Raw genomic sequence first — 19,936 nt, 5'->3', positions numbered from 1 at the left:
TTAGTCGCTTTAATCGCTCCCAAGAATCTTTTTGAGGGCGCTAATGCCTTTTTTTACATGGCGAGAAACGGTAATAACACTCACCCCGAGAAGCTCTGCCGCTTCTTTCTGGGTCAAATCGTGGAGAAAAACAAATTCCAGCACCTTACGAGTATGTTCTTCTAGCTGTGCAAGGCCCTGTTGGATGCGAATTTGGTCTTCGATAGCTAACTGGAAGCTTTTGTAGCCAGGGTCGGGGACGAGATCCCCTAAGCTGGTGTTCTCACCCTGGTCGGCAGAGATCGCCACATCTAGGCTCACTGGGTCACGGTTTTGGTAAGCCAAATGGATCGCTTGCCACTCTGCAACAGAAATTTCGAGATGGCTGGCGATTTCAACGACGGAAGGTTGACGATTATGGACTTGGCGGAACGCGCGGATAAAAGCATTTGACTGCTGCCGCAACTGGAGAATCCGTCGGGGGATACGAACAGTCGCACTTTTGTCGCGTAGATAATGCTGAATTTCTCCCCGGATATAGGGACTGGCAAAGGAACTAAAGGCATTCCCCCGCTCTAGGGTGAAGCGTTCGATCGCCCGGAGGAGTCCGAGGCTGCCCACTTGCATCAGATCATCAAAAGCTTCGTTACATTGCTTTGACCAGTGATGGGCTTCCTTTCTGACTAGGCCAATGTTGAGGTTGACGATTTGATTGCGAACCTTAATATCTTTTGACTTTTGATATTGCTGGAAAAGTTCTATGGTCTTAAATTTGATATTGTCACCGACTTTAGTGGTCATCATTGGTTCCATGATTGTTCGGCCAAATCAAAGGTATATCGACTAATGTTTTCCACATAAATTCAGGGGATTGAATCAGATATTAAAACTGAACTTTAGGGAAAACTAGGTTTAGTAGGTTCTAATAAAAGCCTAGGCTATTTATCACAATAATATTGGCATAGTTATATCAAAAGTAGTAGTGATTTTTATTAAAGTTTATTGTTTTCTAGGTAATTCAGCTGAAATATCCGTAAAAATACTGACAATACATTAATCTTTATTGATTGAATAATTTAATTTTCTCCGTAGTTTTATTGATGGGGTATTTGGATGGGAATAATCCAATGACCGACAACTTGTAATTGAATATTCCCTGGAAAGCTACCCAGGCGATCGCCATTGGCGCCATCAATCAATCGCACCGTATCAGTAATTTGGGAGAAGGTCGGCATTTTCGGGAGTATCTGTTGGAGAAATTGCCGGACAATCCGCCTTTGAAGGGCAAGGTGGAGTGGTTGTAAAGGGGGGCGGTGGAGATGGTTTTGGCCATTGAGGGTTTGCTGGAGATGCTGCTGGGCGATCGCCTCTAGGTAGTCATTTTCTGCCTGAAGAATTAAGGCCGTTTGGGCAAGGTGTTTATCAACTCGGGTATTAAGTTCTCGGAGCTTGGGCAACACCTGCTGACGCACTTGATTGCGCTTAAAACGAAGCTGATGATTGTAGGGGTCAGGGCAAACAGGGAGATGGAATTTTTGACAAAAATCTGCCGTTTCTTGGCGTGTAATCCCCAATAAAGGCCGTACTAAAGTGACATCTGCTTTGAGAGGGCGTACTGCGTTTAAACTCCCCATACCTGCTGTGCCTGCCCCCCGCGCAAGATTATAAATCAACGTTTCCGCACGGTCGCTTTGGGTATGGCCGGTTACTACGTATTGTCCCCGTAGCTGCTCCGTCAGATCCCCAAGCACTCCATAGCGCCATTGGCGAGCGGCATTTTCTGTTTCTGGCAAAGGAACCTCAGGACGACAGAGATAAAAGGGCACTTGCCACTGGGCCGCAAGTGTTGCCACCTGAGTCGCAATTTGATGATCCCCCGGCCAACCATGGTCACAGTGGGCGATCGCCAAAGACCACTGCCAGTGGGGTTGTAAATCCAGGAGAAGTCGCCCTAAACAAAGGGAGTCTTGGCCCCCAGAAATCGCTAATACCAAGGTTTTTCCCGGTGGTAACAACCCAGATATTTTGAGTTGACGATGTAGCCGTCCATGTAAAGCACTCCAGGTCATCACTAGCTTCCTTAGTTACTAAATGAGGCATCTAGAAAGATTGATGGGGAGCGCACATCTGTAGAGATTGTCTATCCCGAGAAGTGCAGTGGATTTACTGCTTTTTCCGGAACATCGTCACGTTGATGAATTCTCCGAGATCTTCTGCCTTAGATGACGGACTTTGGGACTCTGTTTTTGGTGTTTCTGTCTCCTCAAACAAATCGTCAAAGCCTAAATCATCTTCATCTACATCATCAAAAGTCTGATCGTTCTCTTCGAGGGATAAACCCAGTTCTCCCGACAGTTCGTCAATAGTTGCCTCTTCTTCTGCCGTAAAAGTAGCAAAGGGGTCTTCCGTATTGTCGAGCGTATCAAGGGAACCGCTATCGGGTAATGTGGAAGTCTCGCCAAGGTCTCCAAAGGGATTACTACTGACTTCAGGGAAGTCTAAATCTAAATCCTCTAAATCGTCAAAAGTATTCGCAGAACCGTCTTCTAGCAAAGAATCAAAAACATCTTCAGCACTGGTGTTTGCTGCTTCAGCTTCAAAGAGTTCATCTAAAGACTCCTCTTCTTCTAGGTCGAACACTTCAGTAGTAATTGCCGTGGGTTCATCGTCATCGTCAGGGAGATCTTCTAGGTCTAAATCCAACTCAAATTCACTGAGGTTATCCTCAGCATCAGGATTGCCGAATAAGTCTTCTTCCGGATCTGAGGTGCCGAATAGGTCTTCAGTCAGTTCATTTTCTGCTTCAAATAGATCTTCAAGATGCTCATCGGAGATCTCTGCGTCAATCTCATCGAGGGAGATATCTTCATCGAAAAGAGCTTCGTCCTCCATGTCAGACGCTAAGGCGTTTTCTGCCTGTACTGGCGGATCGCTGGGCTCAGCGGATGGCGCTTCACCAAATAGTTCTTCGAGGGACGTTTCATCAGGTTGAACTAGGGTGTCGTGGGAGATAATCGTCTCTTTCCCAAGTGGTGCTGGTACGTCGATGTCTTCGAGAGGCGCCACGGATGGTTCGGGATGATTTTCCTCGAAGTCCATGGCAATATCTGTTGGTTCTGGTGGGGCGATCGCTTCTTCTGGCAACTCATCAAAGATGCCATCAAAGCTAGACATCTCTTCGTTGAAGAGACTGTCTAAATCATCCGTTGATTCCACTGCCGCTGTCGCCGATTCTGCCGCTACCAAGACATCAAAATCAGCATCCTCTTCCCCGAATAAATCATTGAGATCATCTGTTTCAGCATCAAAATCAGCCTCTATTTCGGCTGCTGGAGTTGCCACTTCAGATTCATCTTCAAAAAAAGCCTCAAAGTCTTCAGAATTATCAGTCTCAGCTAAATTAGCAGCGACCTCTGGGCTTGATGTTGCTAAATTAAAATCACTGGAATCGTCGAGGGTTCTGGTGAAGGCCTTTGGTTGAGACAACCCCATGTCAGGCAAAGAAAGCTCATTCGATGCCGCCTCAGAATCATCTAGATCTAAGCTGAGTTCTTCGTCAAAATCCAGGTCCCATTCATCTAGTTCTGCAGGTGTTACCGCAGACTCTACTGTCGATGTCGTCGGACTGGCAATCTCATGGGCAGCTACCGACAGAAGAACATCAGTAGCTGCCTTAGGCTTTGGGTCAGCACTTGCCTCATCACCTTCTTCGGCAAATTCGAGGTGTAATCTAACCTTTCCTTTCACCCATCCGGAAGCACCAAACCGCAGTACATCACACTCAATCCCATCGTCAGTGACCCAATCAATGGTTTCGTCAGTAATGCCCCCTAGACCTTGTTCTAATAGAAGCTGCTTGAGGGCCGCAGTAAATTCATCAACGCGAAAGGTGCTATGGCCAATCACGAAGTGAGATCCACTGTCAATCGACAGCACCTCACCGCTGCTCAATGGTTGAAAGTTTTTGCTCACGATTATTTCCCCACAGTGTCGATAGTAATTAGGTCATGAAGCTGAAGGAGCGTTTGGGCGGATTGGTTTAGATTCAATCCTTCTGCCTTATTGTAATCGCGCTTTTCCTACGGAAATGTCTTTTTCTTTTTAAAATTTACGGATTTTTAGAAAAACCATCCGTAGGAGTGCAATCCTTTACCCAAAATATTGACACCTAGGTAACAAATCCACACCACAAAAAATCCAGCGGCAGCAATAATGGCGGGTTGTCGGCCTTGCCAGCCTCTGGTGATGCGGGCATGGAGGTAGGCGGCAAACACGAGCCAAGTAATCATGGCCCAGGTCTCTTTGGGGTCCCAACTCCAGTAGGAACCCCAGGCTTCATTTGCCCAGACAGCGCCGGCGATGATGCCAATGGTCAAAAGAGGGAAACCCAAACCGATGATCCGGTAACTGATGTTATCGAGGGTATCAGCAAGGCTCAACATCTGGGGGCTGAGGCTTGTGGTGGTAAGGTTTTCGAGGTTAGGTTGGGTAAGAACGGCGGTATTGCCCTCAAAGCTAGGTTTTTGGAAGGCAACGGCATTAACGTTCGGTACGGTTTCGGGTTCGCTATTTTTACGCAGACGGTAGGAGCCATTGCCCACGGAACTGCCGCGTAATTCAACTTTTTGCCCTTTGGTGACGATCAGGAAGGCGATCGCCAACAGTGAACCCACCATCAACGCTGAATAGCTAATCATCATGACGCTCACGTGCATCATCAGCCAATTGGATTTAAGGGCTGGCACAAGGGGCGCAGAATTTTGCATTTCGGCGGGTAAGGTCAGGGCTGCAAAAGCAGTAATTCCCATCGCGACGGGGGCTGTGATTACGCCAACCCAACGGCTCCGGCTCATCCATTCGGCGACGAGGTGCATGGTTGTGACCCCCCAAGCGAGGAAAAAGAGGGATTCGTAAAGATTGCTTAAGGGAAAATATCCGGCTTCTAGCCAACGCGCACCGAGGAGGGTTGCCATACAGAGATTGGCGATCGCCATGCCGATTGTGCCAAGGCTGGAAAGAATGGGCAGATTCGGAAAGGCGGCTCCCCCCCAGTAGATGAGCATCGTCAGGAAGAGGACGAGAAATGAGGTGTTATCTAAAAGGCTTTGGAGTGCGACCAAATCCATGTTGTGGTTCTCCTAGAATTTTGCGGGTGTAAAAGGATTTTTAAAGGTTTAAATAATTATCTAACTGATCATAAGGGCTGTGCTACCGAATGGGCTATTAAGCTTTTCGTACAAAGTGTTTCGCTCCACTGGAATTCGCCCAAGACTGGCGATCGCCCCCCGTAATTCTGCCACGGTTAAACAAGTTCCGCCCTGCGCCCCTGCCATCGATGTAATGTGTTCTTCCATCAGGGTTCCCCCCAAATCGTTACAACCCCACAGCAAAGCTTCTGTCGCGCCGGATAAACCGAGTTTGACCCAACTGGGCTGATGATTGAAAATCCATTGACCAAAAAATAAACGGGAAACAGCGGTTAAATGCAGGGTTTTGGCTAAGTCTGGCTGATCTCGTCCTACTTTTTTACGCAACACTGCCGGAGCATCTTGTCCGACGAAGGGCAGCAAAATAAATTCTGTGATTCGCGCAGGATAGTCATTTTCAATGGCTTTTTGTTGTAGCGATCGCAGTTGATCGAAATGTTCAATCTGTTGACGAGGCGTTTCTAAATGTCCGCAAAGCATCGTGCTAGTGGTATGCAAACCCAAGCGGTGCGCTGTACTAACAATTTCTAACCAAGTCGCCGTGTTTAATTTCTCTGGACAAATTTGCCGCCGAATCTGATCGTCTAAAACTTCTGCCGCTGTCCCAGGGAGCGATCCTACGCCAGCATCTTTTAACGCGATAATCACCTCTGCAAAACTGATCCCATCTTGACGGGCGATAAATTCAATTTCCTGCGGCGAAAAGGCGTGGATATGCAAACTCGGAAACGCGCTTTTGAGAGACTGCACCAAATCGAGATAGTAATCCAGCGATCGCCCATTAATTTTCGCCCCTGGGTTCAAGCCCCCCTGCATACAAAGTTCCGTTGCTCCCCTTGCCAGCGCATCCGCCGCTTTTTCATGAAGTTGGGCATTATCCAGCCAAAATGCGCCTTCATCGCCCTCATCCCGCCGAAACGCGCAGAAATGACAATGCTGCTCGCAGATATTCGTAAAATTGAGGTTCCGGTTCACCACATAGGACACGCGATCGCCGCACAATTTTTTCCGCAATTGATCCGCCGCCGAGCGAATCTCCTCCAGTTCCGACGGTTGAGTTTGCGCCAGCAGAAAAATCCCCTCTGCAACCGTTAAATCTTCGAGGGCGATCGCCTTTTCTAGCACCTGCGCGAGTTTCATTATGTTTGTCCTAACTCTTCCGACCGTTCCTTCGCGGAATTCACCGCTTCCATCACCGCCGACCGAAAACCATGGGCTTCGAGGGTGGCCACGCCGGCGATCGTTGTTCCCCCTGGACTAGTGACGCGATCCTTCAACTGAGCGGGATGTAAACCCGAATCCTGTAATAATTCCGCTGTACCTTTCACCGTTTGCAAAGCCAATTGTTGGGCAATATTGCGCGGTAAACCTGCCAACACGCCGCCATCGGCGAGGGCTTCCACCATTAACGCCACGAACGCTGGGCCAGAACCCGAAAGTCCCGTCACTGCATCCATTAGGGATTCCGGCACTTCCACCACCTGACCGACGGCCTCGAAAATGGTTTTCGCCAGTTCAACCTGCACCAGAGAAACCGACTCACTGGGGGCGATCGCCGTCATGCCTTGGCCCACCACCGCCGGCGTATTGGGCATGGCGCGAATGATCGGATACCCTTTAAATCCGCCCATCAAGGTTTCGAGGGTTACTCCTGCCAAAATCGACAGCACGAGAGGACGTTCCCGTAAATTTTGTTGCCGTAATTCTGTCGTCACCTTCGAGAGAATTTGCGGTTTAATCGCCAGCATGAGAACACCAGAAACATTTGCCGCTTGCGCATTATCTGCTGTCACTTGTACCTGATATTCCTGCTGGAGATAATCCCGCCGCTCTGCCATTGGCTCACTGATAATTACCTCTGCAGGCGCATAAATTTTCTGTTGCAGTAGTCGCGAGAGAATTGCCTCCCCCATTACCCCGCCGCCGATCATGCCGAACTTTACAGTCATGCTTTGGAACTTCACCCTGAAATGACGCCATTTATCTTGACTGATTTTTTCAATGAAGGCAAATGGCGATCGCCTGAAACAGCACTAAAAATAAAAAATTAGGGATAGAATCCCTATCCCCATAACAGTCATTGATTTATTTTTATTTTTTGCAAAATCACCTAAGCAAGTGCCGTACTGCAAAACAGAATTATTGAGCTTGGGCAATGGGCATGTCATCGTTCCAAGCGGGAGCAGGGGCAGCAGGACGAGTCGATGCGGTGGCGGTGACTTCTTCTTCACGGCTGAGGCTAGCTTGGTTAGTTACTTGTACGCAATTAGGAGTGAACAGGAAAATGCTGTCGCCGATACGTTCTTGATTACCATCAATCGCAAAAGTTCCACCCGCAACAAAATCTACGGCCCGTTGCGCTTCATCGGGATCCATCATGTTGAGGTTGAGAACGATGGAACGGCGATCCCTAAGGGCTTGGATGATTTGGGGCATTTCCTCGAAGGAGCGGGGTTCGCAAACAACTACTTCGGCGGGAGAGTTGCTTACGCCAGGGAGACCAATCACATTATTACGGGGAGCAGGGGTGTTAGAGTTCATGGCAAAGTTATTGGCAACGGTAGGATTTTCACGAAAACGGCGGGGGGCAGGGGCACTTTCCTCAGGGAGAACAGCGGGCATTTCAGCGGGGTAGAGAGCTTGGTAGTCGTTGTTCTCAATTTCCCCCTCGTAATACTCTTCGTACTCTTCTGATTCGTTCAAGCCTAAGAAGTTGCGTATGCTGTTGAACATGGGGTTAATAATCCTTGTTTTTTAGGGTTTGCAATATTTTTTATGCTGTGTGGGCTGGGGAACGGCGAGTAATATCTCCAGAATCTGTCAGTCTCAGGCAACGGGCTCGGGGTAGAGGTTTAACCAAGATTCCCGCCATGCAGGAGATATTTTACGTTATTAGTCATCGGGGTTTTGGGTTTTAACAGAAAAATTCGGCGATCGCCTTAAAGTATAGGCATTATTTTGCCGTAAAAATGAGATTCTGGAAAACATATATCGATAAGATTTTATTAACTGATTGAAATCGATACTACAAAAAAATCATCAATAGATTTGTTGCAAGAGGATCAATTTAAAAAATTTCTATGCTGCCACTCTCTGGTTCCCTAAAGGAATTATTTATAATTACCACGGCAATGCTATTGGTCTCGATCGCCAAAAATCCTTTGTCCTAACCGAATCATCGTTGCACCAGCTCTAATCGCTAAAGAATAATCACCAGACATTCCCATGGAGAGCTCAGTTAGCAAAAAAGGAAAACCAGTTGTTTGGTTAAGTTGATCCCGGAGGTCAGCGACCTGTTGAAAGGCAGCTTGGGTCGCTTGTTCACCCAGTCCCCTCGGCAGAATTGTCATTAAACCCTGAATCTTGAGATGTTCACAGGCGGCTAATTCAGGTAACTCAGCAAAAAGTTGAGGAATTTCCCAGCCGAATTTATTGGGGTCTGGTAGGGGTTTAATCTGTAAACAGCAGTTTGCTGGATTCTCTACATCAGCGGCGTATTGATTGAGTTTTTGGGCTAGATCGAGACTATCGATCGTGTGAATCCAATCAAAGTGGGCGATCGCCTTTTTCGCCTTATTTTTTTGCAGGTGACCGATAAAATGCCAACAGATATCAGGCAAGTCTTGGAGTTCAGCTTGTTTTTCTAGGGCTTCCTGGAGGCGATTTTCTCCAAAATCACGGATCCCGGCAGCATAGGCCAAGCGAATTTTTGCCGCAGAATGGGTTTTACTGACCGCAATCAAACGGACCTGTGCGGGTAACGCTTCCTGGAGATGGATAATATTTTGGGCGATCGCATTTGCCATGCTCAACCTAAGCTTCTTTCACCTCTACTGAAACGTCCGCTTGAAAAGTGCTTGCAACGTTTGCAACTCTGTCAATGTCCCAACACGGCGCACCTGACGCATGCGATTTTCCATTCTGAGGCGAGCATCCATCCGAGTGATAGACTCAAAATTCAACCCAGTTGCCCCCTGTTGCACCAAGAAAAAAAGTCGTTGTGCATAGAGAGTCGTAAAAAGCTCTTGGTTATCTTCCAGCTCACAAATCCGAAAGAGCATACCAAACGTCGGGTGATTAAAATAAGATTCCGTGTTCATTCAAACCTTAGCGGGTGTATTGCCATCCATGGGGCGATTAATCCCATTGCACTTACCACAAACGAAATAAGTAGCTGGCATTAGCCCCCACTGTTATCAAAGATACATACAAAAATAATAGGAACAGTATATAGGTAAGCCTCTCCCTACGATAGATGACCCAGGGAGTTTTCCGTGAAGTTCCGACAAGCAGTCGTGAATCATACGCGACTCACACAACAGAAACTTAAGTTGGTAAAATAAAAAACTGCCCGTTTGCCTAGCTCACTACTTTTGGAACGACCATGACTAAGCCTCGCCAATATCACATTACCACCTTCGGCTGCCAGATGAATAAAGCCGACTCCGAGCGCATGGCAGGCATTCTCGAAGATATGGGCTATCTGTTCACCGAAGATCCTTACAATGCAGACTTGGTTCTCTACAATACCTGCACCATTCGGGACAATGCCGAACAAAAAGTCTATTCTTACCTTGGTCGGCAGGCAAAACGCAAACAAACCAAGCCCGACTTAACCCTGATCGTTGCTGGCTGTGTGGCGCAACAGGAAGGGGAAAGTTTACTCCGACGGGTGCCCGAATTGGATCTGATCATGGGCCCTCAGCACGCGAATCGTTTACAGGAATTACTGGAACAGGTGGACGCGGGGAATCAAATCGTGGCAACAGAACCAATTCATATCGTCGAAGATATCACCAAACCCCGCCGGGATAGCACCGTCACCGCCTGGGTAAATGTAATCTACGGTTGTAACGAACATTGCACCTATTGTGTTGTGCCGGGGGTGCGGGGCACAGAACAATCTCGCTATCCGGAGGCAATTCGGGCGGAGATGGAAGATCTGGCGCGGCAAGGGTTTAAAGAGGTCACACTACTGGGTCAAAATATTGATGCCTATGGGCGGGATCTACCTGGGACGACACCGGAAGGTCGAAATTTATACACCCTGACGGATTTGCTTTATTACGTTCATGATGTGGAAGGGATTGAACGGATTCGCTTTGCTACCAGTCACCCCCGCTATTTTACTGAGCGACTGATTAAAGCTTGCAAGGATTTGCCGAAGGTTTGCGAACATTTTCATATTCCTTTCCAGTCTGGGGATAATGAAGTCTTGAAGGCGATGCGGCGCGGCTATACCCATGAAAAATACCGCCGAATTATCAACATGATTCGCGAATATATGCCCGATGCTTCTATCAGTGCCGATGCGATCGTGGCATTTCCTGGGGAGACGGAAGAGCAGTTTGAAAATACCCTGAAACTTGTCGACGAGATTGGCTTTGATCAACTGAATACGGCGGCTTATTCCCCCCGCCCTGGAACCCCAGCGGCAACTTGGGACAATCAACTCTCTGAGGAAGTCAAAGGCGATCGCCTCCAGCGGTTAAATCATCTCGTGTCCCAAAAGGCGGCGGAACGTTCCCAACGCTATGCCGGACGAATCGAGGAAGTTTTGGTGGAAGATCAAAATCCCAAAAATCCCAGTCAAGTGATGGGGCGAACTCGCGGCAATCGTTTGACCTTCTTTACCGGAGATATCAACGAACTCAAGGGTAAAACCGTTGCTGTCAAAATTACGGAAGTGCGTCCGTTTAGCCTGACTGGAGAACCCATCGAAGCCCTTGTTACTGTCTAGGATTTTACACATCTCATAAACTTCATCCCCTTTGTGGCAATGATTGTCCTTTGTCTACAATGGGGATAAGGCGTTCATTTTGCGTAAAAACCAATGACTGATTCCGACAGCAATCAAATTCTCACTGAGATGCGTAATGAAATGCGCCAGTTCAACACCCGCATTACCAGTGAGATACAACAGCTTAATACCCGTTTTGATCAAGTAGATGCTCGGCTTGATAAAGTAGAAACTCGACTGGATCAGGTGGAGATTGGTCAGGAGAAAGCGGATGCCGATCGTCAGGGGACGCAATGGGTGGTGAATTTGTCGTTTAGCTTGATTGTGGCGACGACAATTGGGATTATTTTGCGGTTTGTGTTGGCGAGTTAGAGATTTTTTGGAAGTATTAAATCGATATGGAACCTTGGCAATTAGAAACAACTATTCGGCAAACCCAGTTAATTTTAGAAAATTATCGCCGTTGGTTTGGGGAAGATTTAATTTCAGGCGATCGCCCCCTGCTCGAACAATCAAGAATTTTATTTGAATCGCCCTTTGTGGTCTTTTCCCATGGGACAGAAGCAAACCCAATTTACAACTATGGCTCCCGTCTTGGTTTGGAATTGTGGGAACGGACTTGGGATGAGTTACTGCAAATGCCATCGAGCCAATCGGCAGAACCCACGGCACGGGTACAAGCAGAAAGAAATGAGCTTCTAGCAGCAAGTCGCAGTTATGGGTTTAAAGCCGGGTTTTCAGGGATTCGGGTGACAAAAAGTGGGCGGCGGGTCAGGATTGAGGATGTGAAACTTTGGGACTTGCTCGATCAGGACGGAATCTACCGGGGACAGGCTGCGGTATATTCTAAATGGACTTTTTTAGACGAAAAAGGGAAATGAAAGCGCAATTTACCCTGTGGTTAGATCGGTTATTGGTGGCGGATGTGTTCGTGGTGCTGTTCGCCTTCTTTTGGTTTGCGATCGCCTTGGTCGGTCGCTCCTCTGGGGTAAACCTTGGCTGGGATCTTTGGTATAGCCTTTGGGAACCCGTTTTTACGCCAGCGATCGGAATTCTGATGCTGGGGGCGATCGCCAGTTGGGTGATCAAAAAATTAGGGACATGGTTCGGTTCTGGCGCCGATAAAATGAATTGAGCCAAGACAATTTCCTCGGATTTTTACCATCTCGTTAGGATAAATCTATTCACAGTTGGACAGATAAAGATGGAACTTTCAGAACGGTTTGCAGAGGCGTTGGTGCTAGCAGAAAAATTGCACCGTGGGCAAATACGTAAAGGTTCCGGGACGCCCTACATCGCTCATTTATTGGGGGTCGTCAGTCTCGTTCTAGAAGCGGGCGGAGATGAAGACGAGGCGATCGCCGCTTTGCTCCATGACGCCATTGAAGATCAAGGCGGACTGAAAACCAGAGATTTGATTCGAGAGAAATTTGGCGATCGCGTCACCGAAATTGTCGAAGGTTGCTCTGATAGTTTCGATGGTGAGGAAAAAAAACCTTGGCGGGAACGAAAAGAAGCCTATTTAGTGCATATGAAAACCGCTTCAGACTCTATTCGTCTTGTTTCTATGGCCGATAAACTTTATAACGCCCAATCCATTGTGAAAGACTACCAGAAAATTGGTGAAACTCTTTGGGAACGCTTTAAAGGCAAAAAAGAAGGCACAATTTGGTACTATAAATCGCTGCTACAAATTTTTGATCCTACTCACTCCCTTGCCCAGGAATTACAAAAAACTATTCTTACTTTAGATATTTTAGTCGCCCAAAATCCAGAATCTCGCGATTAATCGAAATCAATTCTTTTTTGTAGAAATCGTTTCTTAACATCGAAATCTAGTTTGCTTGAGACTACTTAGCTAAATTAGATTTTAACTGTCGATTAAGTTACTTTTAATACCCTGAAAATATTGTATTGTAAAAGTTATTTGTCATTGGGCTATTTTTTGAGATTCTAACCCTAGCGATCGCTCTATGTCTTGGGGTAGAGATTCTGCTATCGTATTAAATCAGCTTAACCATTAAAACTTTTTGTTGACGGTTTTTATAGCCTTTCATTCTTCACCACATTCCAAGCCATATGAAATCCTATCTTGCGGCAGCCATCCAAATGACCAGCAGGCCTGACCTAGAACATAATCTGGGCGAAGCAGAAGACCTGATTCAACTGGCCGTCAACCAAGGAGCAAAGCTGATTAGCCTACCAGAAAATTTTTCTTTTCTTGGGGAAGAGTCGGCAAAGTTAGCTCAAGCCAGTGCGATCGCCACAAAGAGTGAAAAATTCCTCAAGACCATGGCTCAACGCTTTCAAATCACCCTCCTCGGCGGCGGTTTCCCGGTACCTGATGGAGAAAATAAAGTGTTGAATACAGCTCTCTTGATTTCCCCGGATGGTCAAGAATTGGCTCGGTACCATAAGGTGCATCTATTTGATGTGAATTTGCCCGATGGGAATACCTACAAAGAATCTAGCACCGTGAAAGCTGGGGCGACCTTACCAGAGGTGGTTGATCTAGGTGACTTGGGTAAAGTGGGTTTGTCGGTTTGTTATGATGTGCGCTTTCCGGAGTTATATCGTTCCCTTTCCCAGCAAGGAGCAGAAATTCTTTGTATTCCCGCTGCTTTTACCGCCTATACAGGTAAGGACCATTGGCAGACGCTTATTCAGGCCCGGGCCATTGAAAATACTTGCTATGTGATTGCCCCTGCTCAAACGGGAAATCACTACGGTATGCGCTATACCCATGGCCACGCGATGATCGTTGATCCTTGGGGCACAGTGCTTAACGATGCAGGGGTTCATCCAGGGGTGGCGATCGCCGAAATTAACCCCGAGCGTCTTGCCCAAGTGCGCCGCCAAATGCCTTCCCTCGAACACCGAGTATTTGGTTAGGTTGCAATTAAAACAGCGGTGGGTTTTGGTAAAGCTTCTCCTGCCGCTTGATAGTCTTCTACGGAGTCAACATAATTAACTGCCTCGCTTGGAGCGATCGCCCGATGTCGAGTCCCAAGCCCAATGCTTGGGTGATTTCCCCAACGGTTTTCGTCCCATCACAGGCTTGCATGAAGGCAAACTCCGTGTCCGTAAGGCTGACGAGTTGATAATCGTAATCAAAAAGCGACTGGCTAGGCCAACCATTTAAACAGGGATGCACCGTGGCGATCGCCTGGGCGAGCAACTCATCCTCAGACCAGTCTGCTTTTGTTAAAGGCGGTTTGCAGAGGAAAAATTCATAGTGACTGATGCTCGTATCCAACAGCTCGGTCAACCGATAACGGGACCGTTCATCTAGATTTTTCGCCCGTTCGATCAATTCTGGTTCCTTACCCACCAGTCGTTCTAAGTCCCAAAACTGTGGGTTAGAAAAGCCCACAAATTCTAAGCCCGAAGCATCGATCAATTCAAACAAAGTCTTGATGTTGTAATCCACTTCCTGGGGATGGACATACATATCTGCAAAGGAGGCATCCCGGTGATTTTCTAAGGACCAACGCTCTTTGTCGTACTGCACGAGGCGATTAGTTTCTGGCAGATTCGCAAAAATTTGCCGTCCCACCTTAACACCGTCAATGTAATCACCCCGTTTCTCGTTCTGCAAAAGGGCGATCGCCTCCTGCATCAGTTGAATTTCCCAGCGACCCAGTTCAGCATAGACAAAGATATGAAAAATCCCGCCCGGTGCTAATTTTTTCGCCAGGGCTTGGATCCCCTGGATCGGGTCGGGCATATGGTGCAGCACACCCACGCAATTGATCAGATCAAATTCCCCGGCGAGTTCCGCTGCCTGCTCAATGGGTAAGCGCTGAAAACTGACTGGAGCCCTGTGACTGTCCCGTACTCCAGACTGCTGACAGCGTTTTTCGGCCACTTCTAAGGCACCTTCGCTGAGATCGATACCGACAATTTCTGCTTCGGGGTTGAGATGGATTAAATATTCTGTCCCTACCCCCGTACCACAACCGGCGTCGAGGATGCGAATTTTGTCCGTGGCGGGCTTGCGACCAGTGCAAAAGTTGTAGGCTGCCTGCCAATGCCAGCGCCAGTTGTATCCTGGAGGCGGTTCGTCCAATAAGGGTTCCGGCGGGAAGGGATAGGTGTTGTAGAGATTACGGACAGCTTGTTGGCGATCGCTCTGGTTAGTCATGGGGGAAAAGCTGGGGACAGATTTATGCACCGAAAACAGTACAGGTCACATTGTGCAACCTTGATCCCCAGTTTTCCTGAATTTCTGACATACTTCTTAATAAATTTCGTGTCCGGGCCGGAAACGTTCTACCCTAAAGTCTAGCTAACCGATAAACATCTCATTTAATAAAGCACTTGGGAGAAGCGATCGCCAAAGGGAACCCGAAAACTCTTGCTGACTTTCTCCCCTATTTCGCTATAAATTGAACATTTTTGATTGGAGATAGTTGAAAATCCATGACGATTAAGGCCAGTGGTGGAAGCTCTCTAGCCCGCCCTCAGTTATATCAAACCGTTCCCCTCTCCAATATTTCCCAGGCAGAGCAGCAAGATCGCTACCTGGAAACGGGAGAGCTAACGGCCCTAAAAACGTTTTATGACTCTGGACTCAAGCGTTTGGCGATCGCCCAAGCGATAAAGCAGAGTGCCCAGCTCATCGTCTCCCGGGCCGCAAACCGGATTTTTGCCGGCGGCTCTCCCCTTGCCTATCTTGATCAACCCGAAACCGATGACGACGGGAGCGACCTCGGCGTGACCCTGGCTGTTGGTGATGCCAGTGGTACCCAAGGGGGGATTCTTGGGGGCGTTAAAAGCTTGTTCCTCGGTTCCGGTGGCGGCAAAATCCCCGCTGGTTTCCGACCCATTAGTGTTTCCCGCTATGGCCCCCGCAATATGACCAAGTCCCTGCGGGATATGGCTTGGTTTTTGCGCTACACAACCTACGCGATCGTTGCCGGTGATCCCAGTATTCTCGTGGTCAACACTCGCGGCCTAAAAGAGGTTATTGAAAAAGCCTGTTCTATCCCTGCAACCCTTGTGGCTTTACAGGAGATGAAGGCGGCCTCGCTAGATCTATTCCGGGGCGATCGCGAAGCCCAAGAAACAGTGGTGCAGTATTTCGACGTGTTGATCACCGAAATGCAGACCCAAGGGCCCAATGATAAGCTGCGTCAACGGCCCAAAATCGATGCCCAAGGCTTACAGTTACCCCAGAGCTACTTCAATGCCGCTGAAAAGCGCCAGAAGTTTGTCATGAAGCCTGGTCTCTCTGCCCTAGAGAAAAATTCTGTTGTTAAAGCCGCCTACCGCCAGATTTTCGAGCGTGACATTACCCGCGCCTACAGCCAATCTATTTCTTACTTGGAGTCCCAGGTAAAAAATAACGACATTTCCATGAAGGAATTTGTCCGCCGCTTGGCAAAATCTCCCCTGTACCGCAAGCAGTTCTTTGAGCCGTTCATCAATAGCCGCGCCTTAGAACTCGCTTTCCGCCATATTCTTGGCCGTGGCCCCTCTTCTCGCGAAGAAGTGCAGCAGTATTTTGCGATCGTCTCCAATGGTGGTTTACCCGCCCTGGTTGACGCCCTGGTCGACTCCCAAGAATATGCCGATTACTTTGGCGAAGAAACTGTCCCTTACATCCGTGGCCTTGGCCAAGAAGCTCAAGAATGTCGCAACTGGGGGATGCAGCAGGACCTGTTCAAATACAGCGCGCCTTTCCGCAAAGTACCTCAGTTCATCACGACATTTGCTAGCTACAACCAGCCCCTGCCAGATCAACATGTTTACGGCTCTGGCAACGATGCCCTGGAAATTCAGTTTGGGGCGATCTTCCCGAAAGCAACCCGCAACCCCAGTACTAGCCCTGCACCCTTCAGTAAGGACACCCGGCGAATTTTGATTCACCGTGGCCCTGGCATCAATAACCAACTGAGCAACCCCCGTGCCCGGGCAACTCAACCTGGCACCCTCGGCGCGAAGGTATTCCGTCTGAACAACGAGCTGCCGGCGGGTAAAACCACCAACGTCAGTTTCTCAGAGAGTGCTACCCAAAAAGTGATTGACGCCGCCTATCGCCAAGTCTTTGGGCGCATGGTCTATGCTGGTCAGCGCCAAAAAGTTGCGGAAATCAAACTGGAAAACGGTGAAATTACCCTCCGGGAATTCATCCGCGCTTTAGCAAAATCTGATGTCTTCCGGAATACCTACTGGTCTTCTCTGTATGTGACCAAAGCGGTTGAATACATCCACCGTCGTCTGTTGGGTCGCCCCACCTACGGCCGCAAGGAAATCAACAGCTACTTTGACCTCTGCGCGAAGAAAGGTTTTTACGCCCTTGTCGATGCGATCATCGATAGCAAAGAGTATGAAGAAGCTTTCGGTGAGGACACTGTTCCCTACGAACGCTACTTAACGCCTGGTGGTTACTCTCTTCGCCAGACTCGTCCTGGAGCGATTCGTGAAGATGTGGGGGCAAGAGTCCAGGTTGAGAAGACCGAACGCTTTATTGAGTTGGGCACTTCTAGCACGAAGAATCTGCCTGTCACGGATGTGGAAGCCCGCCTCAAGCAGGGGGTAAATGTTCAGCGCCAACAAACGAAGGCCTTTAAGCTGACAGATACCTTTAATAAGGTGGAGCTAAAAACAGCGATCGCCGCCGCCTATCGTCAGGTCTTTGAGCGGGATATCGAGCCCTACATTGTGGAAGCACAATTCACCGCCCTCGAAAGCAAACTGGGCAACCGTGAGATCAACATGAAGGAATTCATCGAAGGTCTCGGCTGCTCTGAGTTGTACCAGAAGGAATTCTACACTCCCTATCCCAACACAAAAGTGATTGAAATGGGGACCAAACATTTCCTTGGCCGGGCTCCCTTAGATCAGCAGGAGATCCGTAAGTATAACCAAATTCTGGCGGCCCAAGGCCTGAAGGCATTCGTTAGCGCGATGGTCAACAGCATGGAATACCTCGATAACTTTGGAGAAGACACCGTGCCCTTCCGTCGTTTCCCGACCTTGCCAGCGGCCAACTTCCCGAATACGGAAAGACTATACAACCAGCTCACTAAGCAAAACCGTGACATTGTCGTTCCTAGTTTTGAACCGGCAGTCAAACGCTAATGTTTGAATGCCTCCAAGTGCGGCGTTAAATCCTTAAAAATTGCCCTCCTTTCTAATACAGAAAGGAGGGCAGTGCTTTATTGCTATTTTAAGGCTTACTAGTTAATGGGATTTATTGACGATCGCCAAGGGGGAAACCATCGCAAAATGCCGCGATAATTCAATTATTGAGAGATTTGGAGTACGTAGGGCGCTTGACTTGCACTGCCCCCTCGTTCAAAGCTGCCAATGAAGACTTGGTAGCGACCAGGATTCCAAGCGCCACCAATTTCGGCGGGAATACCACTGGCTGGATCGGCGATCGCACAGAAAGGCGCAGCATTCGGATCGTCAGCATTTTTGACTAAAATCGTGAAGGGCCGGGAAACACCGCCATTGGCATCAACAACGCTCAAATTTAGAGACATTAAGCCATTGCCATTGATACGGAAGGTATGGTTTGGACTGCCAGAAATCCAACCACAGAAATTGCTATTCACTGATCCCCCTGCCTGGCCAGTAATGGTGCCATTAAAAGCTTCATTAGATGTGATGCTCCCATTGGCGGCGATCGTAAAAGTTGCTGGGCCAGCGATCGCCCGTGGGGTCATGATCCCGATACTGGCAGTAAGGGCTAGCAAGGTTGCCCCTGCGATGGTTTTAGCAGAGAATATTTTCATGGTTGCCCCCTGGGTTGCAATAACGTTAAATAATTCGTCAGAAAATCAACGCCTAGTTCCGATGAAGCCTTAGGTTCAAAAAAGTTCCTTCAGCTACTTTTATGCAAAGATTCATTAAGTGCCCAAAAGAGTCTCAATAAAAGATTACGAACTGAATTAACAGGTACATCTTTGGGTCATATTGTTTGGAAAATTTGAGCAAAATTTTCAGCTACATTATTATCATAAACAATCTCAGGGCTTTCCCCCAGGAAGCCAATCTATTCTTTTTTCAGGAGATATCCATGAGTCGAATTTACGTCTTACTGTTCAATGCGCGGACGGAAAATGAAGGGATTCACACACTACAAACAGGCGATCGCAATAAAATCTTAATGTTCGAAGATGAAGATGACGCTACGCGCTTCGGACTGATGCTAGAAGCCCAAGACTTCCCTTCAGTATCTATCGAAGCCATGGACGAAGAGGATATTATCGAGTTTTGCCGCGATGCAGACTATGATTGGCAACGAATCGCTGCTGGGGAATTAGCGACCCCTCCCGAAGCAAATGTGGCAGATTTAGATTGGGATCCTGAGGGCAATCACCAGAAGCCTGCTTCGACAAAAGAAGAAGCAGATCTGGCAGACCTAGATCGGATTCGTCGTCAATTGGAAGGACTTTTGTAATGGGGCCGGGGGGCTAGAGGGAGAGCATTTTGATGCCAAGGGCGATTAAGATACCACCCCCAAAAAATTCAACTTTTTCCCCTAGATGCCCAGAGATTTTCTTCGCTAAAAATAAGCCGACATAAGTAGCCAAAAAAGCGGCGGCCCCGATACCAAGAGAGTAAGGAATAGCAGGTTTTTCTAAGAGACCAAGGGAAACACCAACACCTAAAGAGTCAATGCTGGTAATGCTGGAGACAAATACAATCTTCCAGAGGCTATGGGTTTTTATGGGGGAGGTTGTTCCTTCTTCTGGTTTTGCAGAACGCATTTCCCAGTAGGCGTTGTAGCACATATGCCCCCCAACCAAGACCAGTAGGGTAAAGGCAACCCAGTGATCATAGGCGACGATAACATCTTGGGCAAAATGGCCTAAAAGGAATCCTAAGGCGATCGCCCCACCCTCTGACAACCCAGAACTTAGGGCAAAAAAGAGGGCCCGCTGTCGGGAAAAATTCCTTCCCCCCAAGGCCAAGGCAGCAGAGAGGGAATCAATGCTCAGCGCCAAAGCGAAAATTGGAATGTTCCATTCAAAGCCCATAAAAGTTTCGGCGATCG

At 48.1% G+C, this 19,936-nt stretch carries 20 protein-coding genes; 8 read left to right on the top strand and 12 right to left on the bottom strand.

All coding sequences use genetic code 11. The annotated features are described in order from the left end of the window. Positions 1–9 precede the first annotated feature (9 nt). From ACZ45B_RS10240 to pipX, 9 genes are all read right to left on the bottom strand, one after another. Positions 10–780: an RNA polymerase sigma factor SigF gene (locus ACZ45B_RS10240; RefSeq protein WP_024546177.1), complete on the bottom strand. Its 771-nt coding sequence runs from the start codon at positions 778–780 to the stop codon at positions 10–12. Between the two features lie 293 nt (positions 781–1,073). Then, positions 1,074–2,048 carry a tRNA lysidine(34) synthetase TilS gene (gene tilS / locus ACZ45B_RS10235; protein ID WP_024546178.1) on the bottom strand — a complete coding sequence of 325 codons (975 nt, stop codon included), beginning with the start codon at positions 2,046–2,048 and terminating at the stop codon, positions 1,074–1,076. A gap of 94 nt (positions 2,049–2,142) precedes the next feature. After that, positions 2,143–3,951, bottom strand: a complete 1,809-nt coding sequence (locus ACZ45B_RS10230) for a KGK domain-containing protein (RefSeq protein WP_024546179.1) — start codon at positions 3,949–3,951, stop codon at positions 2,143–2,145. Between the two features lie 146 nt (positions 3,952–4,097). After that, positions 4,098–5,105, bottom strand: a complete 1,008-nt coding sequence (gene ccsB / locus ACZ45B_RS10225; RefSeq protein ID WP_024546180.1) for a c-type cytochrome biogenesis protein CcsB — start codon at positions 5,103–5,105, stop codon at positions 4,098–4,100. A gap of 60 nt (positions 5,106–5,165) precedes the next feature. Continuing rightward, on the bottom strand, positions 5,166–6,326 hold the full coding sequence (gene cofH / locus ACZ45B_RS10220) for a 7,8-didemethyl-8-hydroxy-5-deazariboflavin synthase subunit CofH (RefSeq protein ID WP_024546181.1): 1,161 nt from the start codon (positions 6,324–6,326) through the stop codon (positions 5,166–5,168). Beyond that, the gene (proC, locus tag ACZ45B_RS10215; RefSeq protein WP_024546182.1) at positions 6,326–7,135 is read right to left on the bottom strand and encodes a pyrroline-5-carboxylate reductase; all 810 of its coding nucleotides are present in this window, start codon (positions 7,133–7,135) and stop codon (positions 6,326–6,328) included. The genes cofH and proC overlap by 1 nt, the downstream gene beginning before the upstream one ends. Before the next feature lie 190 nt (positions 7,136–7,325). Beyond that, complete coding sequence (locus tag ACZ45B_RS10210; protein ID WP_024546183.1) at positions 7,326–7,928, bottom strand: cell division protein SepF; 603 nt, start codon at positions 7,926–7,928, stop codon at positions 7,326–7,328. 392 nt (positions 7,929–8,320) lie between these two features. After that, positions 8,321–8,992: a YggS family pyridoxal phosphate-dependent enzyme gene (locus tag ACZ45B_RS10205; protein ID WP_024546184.1), complete on the bottom strand. Its 672-nt coding sequence runs from the start codon at positions 8,990–8,992 to the stop codon at positions 8,321–8,323. A 24-nt stretch (positions 8,993–9,016) separates the two neighbouring features. Beyond that, complete coding sequence (pipX, locus tag ACZ45B_RS10200; RefSeq protein WP_024546185.1) at positions 9,017–9,286, bottom strand: transcriptional coactivator PipX; 270 nt, start codon at positions 9,284–9,286, stop codon at positions 9,017–9,019. Between the two features lie 284 nt (positions 9,287–9,570). On the opposite strand from pipX, the gene miaB reads away from it, so the two are divergent. The 6 genes from miaB to ACZ45B_RS10170 all read left to right on the top strand — a co-directional run bounded on the left by miaB (position 9,571) and on the right by ACZ45B_RS10170 (position 13,818). Beyond that, positions 9,571–10,926, top strand: a complete 1,356-nt coding sequence (miaB, locus tag ACZ45B_RS10195) for a tRNA (N6-isopentenyl adenosine(37)-C2)-methylthiotransferase MiaB (protein ID WP_024546186.1) — start codon at positions 9,571–9,573, stop codon at positions 10,924–10,926. Between the two features lie 93 nt (positions 10,927–11,019). After that, positions 11,020–11,298 (top strand): ssr2422 family thylakoid membrane protein, encoded by a 279-nt coding sequence (locus ACZ45B_RS10190; RefSeq protein WP_024546187.1) that lies wholly within the window; start codon positions 11,020–11,022, stop codon positions 11,296–11,298. 26 nt (positions 11,299–11,324) lie between these two features. After that, entirely contained in the window at positions 11,325–11,807 is a 483-nt protein-coding gene (locus tag ACZ45B_RS10185) for an MEKHLA domain-containing protein (RefSeq protein ID WP_024546188.1), read from the top strand. After that, positions 11,804–12,061, top strand: a complete 258-nt coding sequence (locus ACZ45B_RS10180; RefSeq protein WP_024546189.1) for a hypothetical protein — start codon at positions 11,804–11,806, stop codon at positions 12,059–12,061. Before ACZ45B_RS10185 ends, ACZ45B_RS10180 begins: the two co-directional genes overlap by 4 nt. A 69-nt stretch (positions 12,062–12,130) precedes the next feature. Next, positions 12,131–12,715 carry an HD domain-containing protein gene (locus ACZ45B_RS10175; protein WP_024546190.1) on the top strand — a complete coding sequence of 195 codons (585 nt, stop codon included), beginning with the start codon at positions 12,131–12,133 and terminating at the stop codon, positions 12,713–12,715. Between the two features lie 290 nt (positions 12,716–13,005). Then, complete coding sequence (locus ACZ45B_RS10170; RefSeq protein WP_024546191.1) at positions 13,006–13,818, top strand: carbon-nitrogen hydrolase family protein; 813 nt, start codon at positions 13,006–13,008, stop codon at positions 13,816–13,818. 58 nt (positions 13,819–13,876) lie between these two features. Here ACZ45B_RS10170 and ACZ45B_RS10165 read toward each other — a convergent pair whose 3' ends face one another. After that, positions 13,877–15,070 carry a class I SAM-dependent methyltransferase gene (locus tag ACZ45B_RS10165; RefSeq protein ID WP_024546192.1) on the bottom strand — a complete coding sequence of 398 codons (1,194 nt, stop codon included), beginning with the start codon at positions 15,068–15,070 and terminating at the stop codon, positions 13,877–13,879. A 278-nt stretch (positions 15,071–15,348) separates the two neighbouring features. Here ACZ45B_RS10165 and ACZ45B_RS10160 point away from each other — a divergent pair, with 278 nt between their 5' ends. After that, positions 15,349–18,012, top strand: a complete 2,664-nt coding sequence (locus tag ACZ45B_RS10160; protein WP_024546193.1) for a phycobilisome rod-core linker polypeptide — start codon at positions 15,349–15,351, stop codon at positions 18,010–18,012. Between the two features lie 164 nt (positions 18,013–18,176). Here the strand turns inward: ACZ45B_RS10160 and ACZ45B_RS10155 are convergent, their stop codons facing one another. Further along, a complete protein-coding gene (locus ACZ45B_RS10155; RefSeq protein WP_024546194.1) occupies positions 18,177–18,671 on the bottom strand; it encodes a hypothetical protein in 495 nt (164 codons plus the stop codon). 284 nt (positions 18,672–18,955) lie between these two features. On the opposite strand from ACZ45B_RS10155, the gene ACZ45B_RS10150 reads away from it, so the two are divergent. Beyond that, the gene (locus tag ACZ45B_RS10150; RefSeq protein ID WP_024546195.1) at positions 18,956–19,339 is read left to right on the top strand and encodes a DUF3110 domain-containing protein; all 384 of its coding nucleotides are present in this window, start codon (positions 18,956–18,958) and stop codon (positions 19,337–19,339) included. 13 nt (positions 19,340–19,352) lie between these two features. Here the strand turns inward: ACZ45B_RS10150 and ACZ45B_RS10145 are convergent, their stop codons facing one another. Next, a complete protein-coding gene (locus tag ACZ45B_RS10145; RefSeq protein ID WP_024546196.1) occupies positions 19,353–19,919 on the bottom strand; it encodes a manganese efflux pump MntP in 567 nt (188 codons plus the stop codon). Positions 19,920–19,936: the final 17 nt, after the last annotated feature.

The sequence above is a fragment of the Picosynechococcus sp. NKBG15041c genome (assembly GCF_055380235.1).
This window is presented reverse-complemented; position numbering and strand designations above follow the sequence as displayed.